We start from the raw sequence: 14515 nt of genomic DNA on the forward strand, positions 1-14515 counted from the left end.
AAAGGGCCTCTAAAGGGCTTCAGATAAAGAATAGATTTATTCGATTGCGACCCGGCCAAAACCGTTAACTTTACCAAACCTAACCCGTTTTTCTTAAACACCCCCACATGGCACTAGCTACCAAAGCGGCTCCCAAAGCCGAAAGAGTTGAAAAGGCGGAAGTCAACACCGCGGCCGAAAAAATGAAAGCCCTCCAGCTCACGCTCGACAAGCTGGACAAGGCCTACGGCAAAGGCACCGTGATGAAGCTCTCCGACAACAAGGTGGGCGACATTCCTAGCATCAGCACCGGTTCGCTTTCGCTCGACATTGCTCTCGGTATTGGCGGCGTGCCCCGCGGCCGTGTCATCGAAATCTACGGCCCGGAATCGTCGGGTAAGACCACGCTGACCATGCACATGATTGCCGAAGCGCAGAAGAAAGGCGGCATGGCCGCTTTCATCGACGCCGAGCATGCCTTCGACAAATCGTACGCCGAAAAGCTGGGCATCGACACCAGCAACTTGCTCATCGCCCAGCCCGACAACGGCGAGCAAGCCCTCGAAATCGCCGACCAGCTGATTTCCTCGGGTGCAATTGACATCATCGTTATTGACTCCGTGGCTGCCCTGGTGCCCAAAGGCGAACTCGAAGGCGACATGGGTGACTCGAAAGTAGGCCTGCACGCCCGCCTCATGAGCCAAGCCCTGCGCAAGCTCACCGGTACCATCAACAAAACGGGCTGCTGCTGCGTGTTCATTAACCAGCTGCGCGAGAAAATTGGCGTGATGTTCGGCTCGCCCGAAACCACGACCGGTGGTAACGCCCTGAAATTCTACGCTTCGGTGCGCCTCGACATCCGTCGTATCGGCCAAATCAAGGAAGACAAGGACAATGTGACCGGCAACCGCACCAAGGTGAAGGTGGTGAAGAACAAAGTGGCACCGCCCTTCAAGGTGGTCGAGTTCGACATCATCTACGGCCAGGGCATTTCCAAAGTCGGTGAGATTGTGGACCTGGGCGTCGACATGGGCATCATCGGCAAGTCGGGCTCGTGGTTCAACTATGGCGAAACCAAAATCGGCCAGGGCCGCGAAGCCGTGAAAACCCTGCTGCTCGACAACCCCGAGCTGGCTGCCGAAATCGAAGAAAAAATCCGCACTATGGCCAAGGGCGACGTGGACGTTATCCCCGTGGACCTGACCATTGTGGAGGACGGCGAAGACACGCTGTAAACACGGTAAATCCGTCAGATAAACTGCAAAGCCCGTTGCTCTTAGCAACGGGCTTTTTTACGTCCGTATCTTTGGTAGCACCGTTGAGCTGGCACTAGGTTTGTCTAGGCACGCTGTGCATTACTTCTTGCTATCACTATGAATCGCCGCTGGCTTGTTCTTACCCCCGCTATTGCCTTATTTCTGGTAGCTGCCGTGCCCGCTCTGGGCCCCGGCGATGCCGTGCGCAGCATTCCGCAGAGTAGCTTCGGGCGGGGCGAAACCATTAAATACACGGTGCACTACGGCCTCATCAACGGCGGCGAGGCCACCGTGGAAACCGGCGGCAGCCTCGAACGCTTCAACGGCCGCCCCTGCTACAAGGCCTCGGTGAGCGGCAAAACCACCGGTTCGTTCGATTTCTTTCTGCGCATCCGCGACCAGTGGAAGGCCCTCATCGACACCACCAGCATTCTGCCGCTACGCGCCCAGCGCGAGATTGCCGAGAAGAACTACCGCAAGCGTGAAACCGTGGATTTCGACCACCTGCACGACGTGGCCGAAGTAACCGACCATACCCACGAAAACGCCCGCACCACCGTGAAAGTGGCCAACAACACCCTGGAGTTGGTGAGTGGCTTTTACTACCTGCGCACCCTCAACTTCGACCGCATGAAGGTGGGCGACGTGGTGCGTGTACCGGGCTACTTCGATGGCGACAACTTCATGCTCGAAGTGGTGTTCAAAGGCCGGGAAGTAGTCGAGACCAAGGCCGGCGATGTGCGGGCCTTTAAACTGGTACCCCGCATGCCCAACAACAAGCTGTTTCGGGGCGAAAATGCCATATCGGTGTATTTCTCCGACGACCGCAATAAGATTCCGGTGCTGTTTCAGGCCGAGATGTTTGTGGGCACCGTGAAGGTTGACATGGTCCGCTACCAGGGCCTGCGCTGGAAGCTGAACCTGGTGAACTAGCCCGCCGCTGACCGGCCGTATCTTGGGTACGGAATGGAAGCGTCAGTTCAACAGTTTATCATGCAGTTTTCTACCGTGCCGCTGGTAGGAGCGTGCGTGGTGGGGCTGGTGCGGTACCGCCGGCTGGAAACTACCCGCCGCTACCTCGTGTGGCTGTCGTGGCTGGCACTGCTGGTAACGGGGGTGGCCATGTGGTTTGCGGCCCAGCACCGGCCCAACCTGTTTCTGGCCCCCATCGATACCGCCATTGAGCTAACGCTGCTGGCACTGATGTACCGCCGGGCCCTGTGGCCGTTGGCCGTAGCGCGGTACCTGCCGCTGGGCATTGGCTTGTTTTTGCTGGGTACTGCCCTCACCTACGTGCCCCGGCTCGACACCGCACAGTTCAGCCCGGTGCAGCATTTCATCGAAAGCGTAGCCATACTGGTCCTGGCCGGGCTTTACCTCTGGCAGCTGCTGCAGCCGCCCACTACGCTGGCCCCGCTGGAGCACGAGCCCATGTTCTGGGTTTCGGCGGGGGTCCTGCTCTACTTCGCGGGCAACTGCCTTATTTTTCTTACCAGCAACATCACGCTGTTCCATTCGCGTGAGCTGAGCATGACTGTCTGGACGGTCCACGCGCTGCTTTACTCGTTTCTGAACGGCTTTTACATCGTAGCTCTGTCGGTTACGCCCCGGCATCCGGCAACCATGGAGGGCATCACACAATCGTAACACGGGCCCGCCGCCAGAAGCGGTACTTTTGCCGGCGCATTGTTCTGCTTCACCTAAGCCCTTTTGCCGTGACTGCCGCCAAAACGCCCGTGTACAAGATTCTCGTGGTTGATGACGACCCCGACATCGTGGAGCTGCTGGAATTTAACCTGAAAAAAGAAGGCTACCAGACTGCCTCGGCCCCCGACGGCCGCCAGGCCCTGGAAGTCGCCGCCGACTTCCATCCCGACATCATCCTGCTCGACGTGATGATGCCCCACCTCGACGGCATTGCAACCTGCCGCCTGCTGCGCGAAAACCCAAAGTTTAAAGACACCTACATCCTGTTTCTCACGGCCCGGGCCGAGGAATTTTCCGAAGTGGCAGCCTTCGAGGCCGGCGCCGACGACTTCATCGCCAAGCCCATCAAGCCGCGCGCCCTGCTTGGCCGCCTTGCCGCCGTGAAGCGCCGCGACCAGGACCCCCACGCCGCCGTCGATGCCATTGACATTAACGGACTGCGCATCGACCGCACGGCATTTGCGGTGTACCAGGACGGCAAAAAAATCAGCCTGCCCAAAAAGGAGTTTGAGTTGCTGTCCTTCCTGGCGGCCTCGCCCCACAAGGTCTTCAACCGCGAGGAGTTGCTCCAGAATATCTGGGGCAATGATGTTTTCGTGCTGGCCCGCACCGTGGACGTGCACGTGCGCAAAGTGCGCGAAAAGGTGGGCGACCACCACATCCAGACCATCAAGGGCGTAGGCTACAAGTTCAACGCCGACTAATCCAGCCGGTCACCGTCCGTCATCCTGAGCGTAGCGAAGGACCTTATCCCGTCTGAACAGCTATTGTTCGGGCGTGATAAGGTCCTTCGCTACGCTCAGGATGACTTATTTACACCCGTCTTCAGTCCCAAAACGCCATGAACTTCTCCTCCCGCACCATTGCCGTTTTTATTGCGCTGCTGGTCGCCGGTGTGCTCACGACTTATGCGCGGGTGGCGCCCACGCTGCCTTTTCGCGAAGCATTTCTCGGCGCCAGCATTACCGTGGCAGTTTGTTTTCTATTGGTCTATTTGTCGTTTGAAGCGCTGCTGTTTCGCGAAATCAACGGCGTGTATGCGGGCCTTGAGAACATCAAGCGCAAGGAATTCAAGAAGCTGAGCAACAAGTTTCTGTTCCGGCCCGAACCGGTGAAGCGCGTACGCGACGAAATCCTGCAAATGGCCGAGCGCCGCCAGCAAGAGCTCGACGAACTGGTACGCCTGCAGGCCCTGCGCCGCGAGTTCCTGGCCGACGTGTCGCACGAGCTCAAAACGCCGCTGTTTGCCGCCCAGGGCTTCGTGCATACCATTCTCGATGATGAGGAGGACGACATCGACCTGGCCACGCGCCGCAAGTTTCTGCGCAAAGCTGCCACTAGCCTCGATACGCTGGATGCGCTGGTGCAGGACCTTGTCACCATTGCGCAGCTCGAAAAAGGCGTGGTTCGCATGCGCCGCCAGCGCTTCGACGTCATCGTGCTGGTGCGCGAAATCTTTGAATTGCTGGAACAGCAGGCTAACCGGCGCGGCACCCGCCTCGAATTATTTCCACCCGGCCTGCCCGCCACCGGCCTGCCGGTAATTGCCGACCGCAACCGCATCCGGCAGGTGCTAATCAATTTGATTGACAACGCCATCAAGTACGGCCGCGACCAGGGCCGTGTGGTCGTCTCGCTCGTTGAAAGCGGCCGCACGGTGCGCATTGCCGTACGCGACGACGGCGCGGGCATTGCCCCCGAGCACCAAGCGCGCATCTTCGAACGGTTCTATCGCATTGACAAGAGCCGTTCGCGCGAGTCGGGCGGTTCAGGTCTGGGCCTCGCTATCAGCAAGCATATTGTGGAGGCGCACAAGTCCACCATCAAGGTAAAGAGCACCGTGGGCGAAGGCACTACGTTAGAATTCAAGCTGACCAAGCCCAAATCAGGCCCGGTAGAAGGCGCGGCCTGAGGCCGTCGTACCTTTGCGGCCTCTTATGAAGCTTCCTGATTTCTCCGACCTCGTTATTTTCGAAAACGACGATTACCTCGTCGTCAACAAGCCACCGTTTCTGGCTACGCTCGACGAGCGGGTAGGCGGCGCACCCAATATGCTGCGCCTGGCCCGCGAGCAGCACGACGATATCCAGGCTGCTCACCGGCTCGACCGCGAAACCAGCGGCGCGCTGGCCTTCGCCAAAAACCCGGAGGCCTACCGCCACCTGGCCATGCAGTTTGAGAACCGTGAGGTGAAAAAACAATACCACGCCGTGGTATGGGGCACCCCACAGCTGAACGACGAAGTGGTGACGCGAAACATCGAAACCACCAGCCGCGGCAAGGCCCGCCTCGCCTACAAGGGCAAGGCCGCCGAAACCCACTTCACCACCCTCGAAACCTACACCCGCCACGCCCTGATGCTGTGTGAGCCCGTAACCGGCCGCATGCACCAGATTCGCCTGCACCTGATGTACCTGCAGGCGCCCATCGTGGGCGACAAGGATTATGGCGGAGAGGATTTCTTTCTATCGTCGCTTAAGAAGAAGTTCAACATGAAGGAAGGCCAGGAAGAGCAGCCCTTCATTAAGCGCTTTGCGCTGCACGCCCTGCGCCTGCAGTTCACGGGCCTGAACGGCGAAGAAATCAGCGTGGAGGCCCCGTATCCGAAGGATTTTCGGGTGCTGGTGGAAGTGTTGGGCCAGAACCGCTAGGCGCGGTAGGGGCAGACAAACGGGTGATTGTCAGAAAAACTACTGCGCCCCGTTTGGCTAGTTCCCCATAAATCAGTACCTTTGTGTCCGTTTTTCCCGGAACCCAAGCGGCTCCGCACTCTTATTCAATAGTTTAGCATACCTTTTTTTTCGACTCATGGACCACCTGAGCTTCAAGACGACCCACGTCAGCAAGGCCAACGCCCAGAAGAGCTGGGTTATCATCGACGCCAGCGTCGCCCCTCTGGGCCGCGTTTGCTCGCAGATTGCCAACATTCTGCGCGGCAAGCACAAGCCTTCGTTCACGCCCAACGCTGATTGCGGTGACAATGTCATCGTCCTCAACGCTGACAACCTGCGCGTAACGGGCAAAAAAATGACCGAGAAGGTCTACATCACCCACTCGGGTTACCCCGGTGGCCAGAAGCGTCGCACCGTGCGTGAGCAGATGAATCGCGACTCGCGTCGTGTCATCGAGCACGCTGTGAAAGGCATGCTGCAGGGTAACAAGCTGGGCTCGGCTCAGTACCGCAACCTGTACGTGTACGCCGGCATGGAGCATCCGCACGAGGCGCAGCAGCCCGTAGCTATCGAACTCAAAAACCTGTAATTTTTTTCATGTGGATGAATGTGATGATGTGAAAATGTGGAGATTTTCTCTTCCTTCTCATTTTTCACATTCCGCACATCAAGCACATTTTCACATTTTTTTAACCTAATGGCAATTACCAACACCTCTGGTAGAAGAAAAACCTCGGTGGCCCGCATTTACATGCAGGCCGGGCAAGGGAATATCACTATCAATGACCGGGACATGAAATCGTACTTCAGCAACGAATTGCTGGAGAACGTAGTGAACCAACCCCTGGCAATCCTCGAGCAAGTCGGCCAGTACGACATCAAGGTGAATGTGCGCGGCGGCGGCATTTCGGCTCAGGCCGAGGCCATCCGTCTGGCTATCACCAAGGCTCTGGTTAGCGACAACGAAGAAGTTCGTCCTGCTTTGAAGAAGGAAGGCTTCATGACCCGCGACCCGCGCATGGTGGAACGCAAGAAATTCGGCAAGCGCAAAGCTCGTCGCTCGTTCCAGTTCTCGAAACGCTAATCCAGGAGGAAACATATCATGGCCCAGACTACCTATAAGGACCTGCTCGACGCAGGTGCCCACTTTGGTCACCTCACCCGCAAGTGGGACCCCAAAATGGCGCCGTACATCTTCATGGAGAAGAACGGCATCCACATTATCGACCTCAACAAGACGTTGGTTTCGTTGGATTACGCAGCCCAGGCTATTCGCAACATCGCGAAAAGCGGCCGCAAAATCATGTTCGTAGCTACGAAAAAGCAGGCGCAGGAAATCGTAACCACGGAAGCCGAGCGTTTGAAGATGCCTTTCGTAACCGACCGGTGGTTGGGCGGCATGCTCACCAACTTCGCCACGGTTCGCAAGAGCCTGAAGAAGATGGCCACCATCGACAAGATGGTGAAAGAGAACACTGCTTACGCCGCCTTGGCTAAGCGCGAGAAACTGATGATGCAGCGCGAGCGCGAAAAGCTCGACCGCGTACTCGGTGGTATCGCCGACCTTGGCCGTCTGCCCGCTGCTCTGTTCGTTATCGACGTGAAGCGCGAGCACATCGCGGTTAAAGAGGCGCACAAACTGGGCATCCCGGTTTTCGCTATCTGCGACACGAACTCGAACCCCGAATTGGTACAGTTCCCGATTCCTGCCAACGATGACGCTTCGAAGTCCATCCAACTGATTGTTGGGGTGATTGGCAAAGCCATCGAAGACGGCCTGTCGGAGCGCAAAGTTGACAAAGAAGACGCCGACCGCAAGGAAGCCGATGAGGCTGCCATTGCTGAAAAAACGGCTGCTGACGAAGAATAGTCCCTTCTTAGCTCTTTGAAAAAAGGGAACCTTCGAGTAGTCTAGGCTCCGGAGGTTCCCTTTTTCTTTTTGTAGCGCGGACTTTTAGTCCGCGCCCCTTCTCAAAAATAACCATTCACTTAATTCGCGGACTAAAAGTCCGCGCTACTCACAATGGCCGCTATTACCGCCGCAGACGTAAACAAGCTCCGCACCATGACCGGTGCGGGCATGATGGATTGCAAAAAAGCCCTGGTGGAAGCCGATGGCGACTTCGAAGCCGCCCGCGACATTCTGCGCAAGCACGGCCAGAAAATCGCTGACAAGCGCGCCGAGAACGAGACGTCGGAAGGCCTCGTGCTGGTGAACGTGAGCGAAGACGGCACCCAGGGCAAATTGATAGCCCTGGCTTGCGAAACCGAATCGGTAGCCAAAGTGGCTAACTTCCGTGAGTTGGCCCAGCAAATTCTGGACGCTGCTATCCGCATCGACGCTGGCACGAAAGAGGATATCCTCGCTGCTAAAGCTTCCGACGGCCTGAGCATTCAGGAGCACGTAACCGACCTGATGGGCAAAATCGGCGAGAAGCTGGAAGTGACTTACGCTACGCTGACCGCTGAGAAAGTGGCTTCGTACATCCACTCCGACAACAAGAAGGCCGTACTCGTGGGTCTGAAGAACGTTGGTTCGGCTGACGCTGCTGCCGTGGGCCGCGACGTAGCGATGCAAATCGTAGCCATGAAGCCCATCGCCGTTGACAAAGACGGTGTGGATTCGTCTATTGCTGAGCGTGAAATTGAAGTGGGCAAAGAGCAGGCCCGCGCCGAAGGCAAGCCCGAGGCGATGCTGGAGAAAATTGCCCAAGGCAAGCTCAACAAGTTCTACAAAGAGAACACCCTGTTGAACCAGGAGTTCGTGAAAGACAACTCGATGACCATCGCCCAGCTGCTCGACAGCAAGTCGAAAGGCATGACGGTTTCGGACTTCAAGCGTGTAGCTATCGGCGCTTAATTGCGGCTGATTTCTAAATTGAAAGCCCCGCTGGCATTATGCCGGCGGGGCTTTTCTTTTGATACAATAGGAGCTAATGGAACCTCATAGAAAGCGGGCGTACCGCTACTTGCTATATCAATTCCTACTTGATATTCGCACAACTCCTACGCTGGACAGTTCCGCTCATTTGACTGACCAACAATGCCGTAATCTTGTCAATTACTCCGGTGCAGTGGCTTATCTGCTTCATAATTTCGCGTTAGCATCTGCTGACAACTTCATTGCCTTCGATGAGGCAGCGTTTTGGCGAGGCATGGAACGTTTTAGTCAGGAATACCCGCAATTGAGTGTCCTACATTTCAAGAAGGTATTTGAAATGGCATTGGCTGAATCGCGCTAGAAAAGCCCCGCTGGCATTGTGATGATTTTCTTTGTGGCTATGACTGAAGAGCGCAAGAATCTCTATCGAAAGCTGCTGTACACTGCTATGCTGGAAATGCGAGGACAATCATTTTGGCCTGATAATCTGTCTCACTCGCAGAATTTGCAGGGGCATGGCAGAAGCATTGCATTAGAATTCATTTATTCCCTAACTGATTGGCTTCACAACCTTGCGCTGCATTCCAGTCAGGGTTTTGAGAAGTTCGATGAAAATTGGTTCTGGCAAGATTATCAAATCTTTCGCGAACAGTTTCCATCTGATAAATGGGCTCCTTTTTTAGAGGGTGCTGTTAATCAATTGAAAAAATAGAACACTACTGTTTCCGCATCTGCCACTCCCGCACCCGCGCCTTGGAGTTCTCCCGGATATTCATGTAGAACAGGGCATAGTCAGCAATGTGACGGGAGTAGCTTAGGGCCTTGCGGCCGGAGGGTGGGAAATGCGGGAAGCCCTTGAGCCGGGGCGCATTTACCCAGAGCTGGCCGTGGTGAATCTGGGCGTCGGTGAAGTTGGGGTGGACGTGCTTGAAGCGAATGCTGACCGCGCCCCGGTTGAGGCTGGCCGGTGCTAGCGTGGAGTCGAGCGTCCAGGTGAGCGGATTGACAGCGATGCTGGGTTGGAATATGGGTGATTCGTGGCCGGCGTCGGAAGTGTTGTAGGCGATGAAGCAGTCGGTGGCTAGCGAATCGGCGCAGGGTTTGATGGTCAGGAATTCGTTGGGTTTCACCTGGAAGCCGATGAGGTAGGCGGCGACGAGTTGACGGCGTAGCTTGTTGTCTTTGTCGAAGAACTCGTGCAGCAGGCGCGTGGCGTGGTCGGTGCCCTGGCTATGGCCGGCGATGATGAAGGGACGGCCCTGGTTGTAGTGCGCGAGGTAGTATTGGAAGGCAGCCCGCACGTCGGAGTAGGCCAGTTCCAGGGCTTTCTGGCCGTTGGGCTCTTTGTCAAGAAAGGAAAAGAGGGTGGCTTGGCGGTAGCGCGGCGCGTAGATGCGGCCCGTGGCGTTGAACACGCTGGCCTGCTGCCTGATGGTGCTGCGGTCGGTGTACTTATTCAGCCACTTTTTGCGCACGTCAGCGTTCCAGTTTCGGGGCGAGTAGTAGGTGGTGGGATGCACGAAAAACACGTCGACGGTGGCCGTGGCCTGCTCATCGCGCAGGGTGGAATGGCGGGGCACCGCATCGGCCGAGTCGTGCCGGGTGGGGAGGGCAGCCCAATTGCCGGCCTGCGCATAATCGGGTGCCGGCGGGGGGGAATATTTTTCGAATTCCCGGCCGGGCTTGAGCAGCAGCCTAATGCAGCTATTAAGCGGCAATAGCAGTAACACAATCAGCGCGGTACGTAAGTAGAGCGGTAACAAAAGCATATTGTATACTTTAGAACGTCATGCTGAGCGGAGCCGAAGCATCTCTACCGCGCAACGCAATCCAATCGACTGGATTACTAGCGCGGTAGAGATGCTTCGGCTCCGCTCAGCATGACGTTCTGTATTTATCTATTAGACAGTTACGGGCCAGTGCGTGAGATGCCGGGGGTCGCCGTTTTCATCGTAGAGCAGGCTCAGCGGCTCGGTGGGTTTGGCGACTACGTCGGCAAGGGTAATGTTCCAGCGCTGCCACATTTCGGCCAGGGTTTGGGTGTAGGCGCTGTTTTCCCAAGGGTTGAAGATGGCCCCTGTAACGTCGTCGATGAGGGCATCAAATACAATTTGAGTATCGCCGGGGCGCGGGTGGCGCGGGTAAATGTCGGGCACGACGTGTAGCAGGTGCGCGGCGTAATACACGCGGGCCTTGAACTCGGCGATTTGCACAGGATGCAAAGGCCGCTGGGCATCGGCGTAGACTTTGCGCATGGCCTGGCCCACCAAGCCAATATCCACCAGACAAGCCACCAGCACGGTTTTATCCAGCTTGATGCTGAAGACTAGCGTGTTCAGGTCATCGTCGTGCTCGAAAGGGGTAACGTCTTCGGTGGGGTCCGCTTCGAGTACGAACACCGAGCCGGGCACGAAATCGGCGTATTCGGTGGGCACGCGCAGGCCCTGCAGCAACTGGAAAAACGCTTGGAAGCGGCGCACCAGCGCGGCGTTTTCGGCCAGTGGGTACTTGGGCTTTATCAGCGGCTCAAATTCGTTCAGCAGCTCCGTGATGAAGATGCCGTAGAACATTTTTCCAATCCACAGGAACAGCGTATTGTCGCCGAGGGCACGCAGGGCGGCGGGCCCTTCGAGGCTGGCAGCTTCTACCTTACTCTCCAACTCGGCGATGCGCTGGCGGGCGGCGGCGCTGGCGGGCAGTCGCAAATCCTTGAGGAGAACAATGCGTTGGTCGAGTAGCTGAATGGGGCGCTCGGCCAGGTTGTACCGGGTTTGCAGCCACTCGGCAAAGACGGGCACGGTATCGTCGGGGCCGACAGACTGGCCGGTGAGGAAGCAGGTTTCGGGGCCGAAGCGCATGCCGTCGAACGGGTCGTAGGGCAGCAGGTCGGCGGGGGTAAATGGAGCCATAAAAAGCAGTAGCGCGAACTTTGTAGCTCGCGTCGCCTGCACTGCCGGTCAAATGACGACTGGTGCGGAGACGCGAACTACAAAGTTCGCGCTACTTCGGTTACGAAGCGGCTTTGCAGGCTTATTTAGAAAGCGTGGAGGCGGCCCGGATGAGCTGCTTGCTCAGGTTGGTGAGCGGCGCGTTGTAGTCGCCGCCGGCCTCGTCGGCGACTTTGGCTGTTTCGGCCCCCAGGCTGGCCAGAATTTCGGCAATGTCGTGGGCGGGAGTTTTAGCATTGCTCAGCAACTCGTTGAGTTGGTTGAGCTCCTGCTTGATTTTGGCCAGGCCGGTACGTTCCGAAGCATCGAGCACGGCCATCCAGCGGTCGATTTCGGTGCGCCCTTCGGGGCCGGAGTTGATGGCTTTGCTGCTCGTGAGAAACGTGAGAGTATCGTCGAGCAGGGCGGTATTTTGCTGGTCGCTTACGGCCATGGGCACGGCGGGCGTGGCGGGCGTTTGCGGAGTGGCGGCGGTGGAATCCATAAGAAAACGGGATGATGAAAGTGCGTGAGGGATATACTTACCACGCGCCTAAAAAGTTGAACCAAGGCCGTTAGCCCATTTACTATTCCTCGCAAGCGAGCGGGTTACCTTTTGCTACAGTTCCGATTAACGGCAACTTTTCACCCCAATCCCTCCCCTTATGAACCGCTCCATTAAAACCCTCTTCGTGGCCGCTGCTGTCGCTTTTGCCGCCACCGCCTGCGAAACCAAAACCACTGAAACGACCACCACTACGCCCGAGGGCACCACGGCAACCGTCACCACGGATTCGACTACGGTGATGTCGGCGCAAGAAGCTGGCGCAAATGTGGACGCCGCCGGCAATAAAGTGGAAGGCAAGATGGAAGCAGCTGGCGCCAAAATGGATGCTAAAATGGATGCTGCCGGTGCCAAAATGGACGCCGCTGGTGCCAAGATGGACGCCAAGATGGATGCCGCTGGCAACAAGATGGACGCGATGGGCGACGCGGCTGCCAAGTCGGCTCAGCAGACCAAAGACAACATGAAAGAAGCCGCCAAGAAGTAGGCTGCCCCGCAGTAAGTTCACTCTTGCTTCAACAAAAAGCCCCGGGCCACTACGCCTGGGGCTTTTTTTGTTGAAGCAATCCTGTTAGGCATGGGCCAATTCCAACAGTACCTCGTAGTAGGACCGTTGCAGAATGCGGGCTTTTAGCCACGCGTAAAAGCTGATGACCTGCAAGTCTTCGCGCTCTTCGGAAATAAATGGCGGCAGGTGCATCACCCGGTTTCCGAAATTGCGCTCTTGGGTAATGACAGGATTTTCGACCAACTCACGCACCAAAGCCAGGTATGCCAGCACTGGCTGGTATGGGCCACCAGCCGGCACAGCGGGGGATTCGAGAGTTTCGGGCACTGCCGGGAACTGCTCGCGAACGGCACGGTCGAGCGCTCGCAGCCGGCCCAGGGCTACTTCGGTATTGCCCAACTCAACCTGAATGAGCATTTCGCCGATGTTACGGTTCAGCATCCACTCCAGGCCCAGGTGCTGCTCCAGCCAGTGGTCGGTACGGCCCAGGGTCAGCAGCGTGTGGTTGGCTTTGGCAAACTTACCCTCGGCAAAATAGTGAAATGTAAGCTGCAGCCGCACCGCCAGCTCGTTGTTTTCGGTCAGCGGCCTGGGACCGCCCAGCAGCGTATCAAGCAGCACAATGCTTTCGCTATTGCGGCGCAGAAACGAATAATTGGCGGCCAGCAGCAATGTAAAGCGCGGCGCATACTCGCCAAACTGCCGGCCCGGACCAGTAGCCAGCAGTTCCTGTGCTTGTTCCAGATAGGCCACTGACTCAGCAAAGCGGCGCGAGCGGTACAGTGCATGGGCCAGCATATAAAGCAGCTTCAACTGGTGCCCGCGCTGGGCCGGTGCGAAGCCGTGGCGGCGCTCCATGAGCTTGTAGCAGCGTTCGACGAAGGCAGCAAAGGCGGCAAAATCGCGCCGCACCAACATCGCAACGCGCGTGATGGACATGAGCCGGCTCAGCAGGGAGGGCGAACGGGCAAAAGCTTCCTGCAAATCGTACTCGGCCAGCACCTGGCGCAAAATATCGTCGGCGGGCACCATGGCCCGGCCCTGTGTCCGCGACCCGCGCAGGCGCTGGCGCAGCACGCTGTCGGCAATGTTGGCGCGCTCCTCTTCGTCGGCAGCTTTTTTGTTGAGGCGGTAGCGGGGCAGTATCTCGTCGAGCGGCTCGGCGTGCGGCGAGCTGGCGTATTGAATCTGAAGGTTGTACACGGCATTCAGCTGCTCGTGCTGCTCGCTTTCGCGGCCCAGCTTTTCGGCTTTGCGCAGCGTGTTCCAGGCGAGGCGCGGAATGCCGGCCTCGAACAGGTACTGAGCCAGCGTGAGGTGGCCGCGCACAGTGGCCGCGGCGGTGGTATCGAGCTGGCGCTGACGTAGGAGCAGGTAGTCCGTCAGGTGGCGCATGAGACGCTTGCGCAGGGCGTAGTAGGCCACTGCGTTGGGCTCGTCGGGGTAGAGCTTGTCGATAATCTTCTCAGGCTTGAGCTCTTTGGCCTGAATCAGCAGTTCATAGAGGCGCGAATCGAGCCGGCCTGCTGTTTTGCGCCGCTGCCGCTGAATGAACACGCCGAACTCGCGGCGCTCGTCGGGATTAAGGGTTAGCAGGGTAGTGCGCAGGTCATCCATCGAGCCAAATTACGCCGGCGCAGGAAACCAACGCTTCCGTGATAGCACAAGAGCCTACAAAGTCGGAATCATCATTTATATTTTATTGAATATTAGTTAATTATAACCTGAAATACTTCGGAGCAAAGTCTGTAAAAAGAAGAAATTGGCTGAACAAAGCCTCACCTTAACATCTTCCTTCTTGCGCCTTAGCATTGGGCACTTTTATCCAGTCAAACGGCAGCAACTTCCCATCACTCTGGGCGTGGCACCTAACAGTGAGGGCGGCTGCTTGAGCCTGCTTGTGGGCTTCAATGCCCGCCACCGCCAGGGCCACGGCCGGGGCATGTTTTCTAGCCCTCACTAGCTCAACACTAGCATTTGAGCGGGTTACCTTTTCTAAATTGTCTGATTAAAGGCACAT

The 14515-nt window shown here is 57.2% G+C and carries 17 protein-coding genes; 13 read left to right on the forward strand and 4 right to left on the reverse strand.

Annotated elements, in window-relative coordinates; all coding sequences use genetic code 11:
• Positions 1–182 precede the first annotated feature (182 nt).
• The 12 genes from recA to ABD837_RS16480 all read left to right on the forward strand — a co-directional run bounded on the left by recA (position 183) and on the right by ABD837_RS16480 (position 9207).
• Positions 183–1214, forward strand: coding sequence for a recombinase RecA (recA, locus tag ABD837_RS16425; RefSeq protein WP_345056845.1), 1032 nt, complete (start codon positions 183–185; stop codon positions 1212–1214).
• A gap of 138 nt (positions 1215–1352) precedes the next feature.
• Entirely contained in the window at positions 1353–2168 is an 816-nt protein-coding gene (locus ABD837_RS16430; RefSeq protein WP_345056621.1) for a DUF3108 domain-containing protein, read from the forward strand.
• 60 nt (positions 2169–2228) lie between these two features.
• Complete coding sequence (locus tag ABD837_RS16435; RefSeq protein WP_345056623.1) at positions 2229–2882, forward strand: hypothetical protein; 654 nt, start codon at positions 2229–2231, stop codon at positions 2880–2882.
• Positions 2883–2950: 68 nt separating this feature from the next.
• Positions 2951–3646 (forward strand): response regulator transcription factor, encoded by a 696-nt coding sequence (locus ABD837_RS16440; RefSeq protein WP_345056625.1) that lies wholly within the window; start codon positions 2951–2953, stop codon positions 3644–3646.
• Between the two features lie 137 nt (positions 3647–3783).
• Entirely contained in the window at positions 3784–4854 is a 1071-nt protein-coding gene (locus ABD837_RS16445; RefSeq protein ID WP_345056627.1) for a sensor histidine kinase, read from the forward strand.
• 25 nt (positions 4855–4879) lie between these two features.
• Positions 4880–5593, forward strand: a complete 714-nt coding sequence (locus ABD837_RS16450) for an RluA family pseudouridine synthase (protein ID WP_345056629.1) — start codon at positions 4880–4882, stop codon at positions 5591–5593.
• Between the two features lie 157 nt (positions 5594–5750).
• Positions 5751–6203, forward strand: coding sequence for a 50S ribosomal protein L13 (rplM, locus tag ABD837_RS16455; RefSeq protein WP_342295208.1), 453 nt, complete (start codon positions 5751–5753; stop codon positions 6201–6203).
• 108 nt (positions 6204–6311) lie between these two features.
• Positions 6312–6698: a 30S ribosomal protein S9 gene (gene rpsI / locus ABD837_RS16460; protein WP_198069873.1), complete on the forward strand. Its 387-nt coding sequence runs from the start codon at positions 6312–6314 to the stop codon at positions 6696–6698.
• A gap of 18 nt (positions 6699–6716) precedes the next feature.
• Positions 6717–7484 carry a 30S ribosomal protein S2 gene (gene rpsB / locus ABD837_RS16465; RefSeq protein ID WP_345056635.1) on the forward strand — a complete coding sequence of 256 codons (768 nt, stop codon included), beginning with the start codon at positions 6717–6719 and terminating at the stop codon, positions 7482–7484.
• A 153-nt stretch (positions 7485–7637) separates the two neighbouring features.
• Positions 7638–8474, forward strand: coding sequence for a translation elongation factor Ts (gene tsf, locus ABD837_RS16470; protein WP_345056637.1), 837 nt, complete (start codon positions 7638–7640; stop codon positions 8472–8474).
• 169 nt (positions 8475–8643) lie between these two features.
• Positions 8644–8856: a hypothetical protein gene (locus ABD837_RS16475; protein ID WP_345056639.1), complete on the forward strand. Its 213-nt coding sequence runs from the start codon at positions 8644–8646 to the stop codon at positions 8854–8856.
• 39 nt (positions 8857–8895) lie between these two features.
• Positions 8896–9207: a hypothetical protein gene (locus ABD837_RS16480; RefSeq protein ID WP_345056641.1), complete on the forward strand. Its 312-nt coding sequence runs from the start codon at positions 8896–8898 to the stop codon at positions 9205–9207.
• A 4-nt stretch (positions 9208–9211) separates the two neighbouring features.
• Here ABD837_RS16480 and ABD837_RS16485 read toward each other — a convergent pair whose 3' ends face one another.
• From ABD837_RS16485 to ABD837_RS16495, 3 genes are all read right to left on the reverse strand, one after another.
• On the reverse strand, positions 9212–10264 hold the full coding sequence (locus ABD837_RS16485) for a DUF3089 domain-containing protein (RefSeq protein WP_345056643.1): 1053 nt from the start codon (positions 10262–10264) through the stop codon (positions 9212–9214).
• Positions 10265–10396: 132 nt separating this feature from the next.
• Positions 10397–11404 (reverse strand): hypothetical protein, encoded by a 1008-nt coding sequence (locus ABD837_RS16490; RefSeq protein WP_345056644.1) that lies wholly within the window; start codon positions 11402–11404, stop codon positions 10397–10399.
• Positions 11405–11525: 121 nt separating this feature from the next.
• Entirely contained in the window at positions 11526–11927 is a 402-nt protein-coding gene (locus ABD837_RS16495; RefSeq protein ID WP_345056646.1) for a hypothetical protein, read from the reverse strand.
• A 160-nt stretch (positions 11928–12087) separates the two neighbouring features.
• Here ABD837_RS16495 and ABD837_RS16500 point away from each other — a divergent pair, with 160 nt between their 5' ends.
• Positions 12088–12474, forward strand: coding sequence for a hypothetical protein (locus ABD837_RS16500; protein ID WP_345056648.1), 387 nt, complete (start codon positions 12088–12090; stop codon positions 12472–12474).
• Between the two features lie 84 nt (positions 12475–12558).
• Here ABD837_RS16500 and ABD837_RS16505 read toward each other — a convergent pair whose 3' ends face one another.
• On the reverse strand, positions 12559–14112 hold the full coding sequence (locus ABD837_RS16505) for a hypothetical protein (protein WP_345056650.1): 1554 nt from the start codon (positions 14110–14112) through the stop codon (positions 12559–12561).
• Positions 14113–14515: the final 403 nt, after the last annotated feature.

The organism is Hymenobacter glaciei, from assembly GCF_039539585.1.
Lineage (GTDB): Bacteria > Bacteroidota > Bacteroidia > Cytophagales > Hymenobacteraceae > Hymenobacter > Hymenobacter glaciei.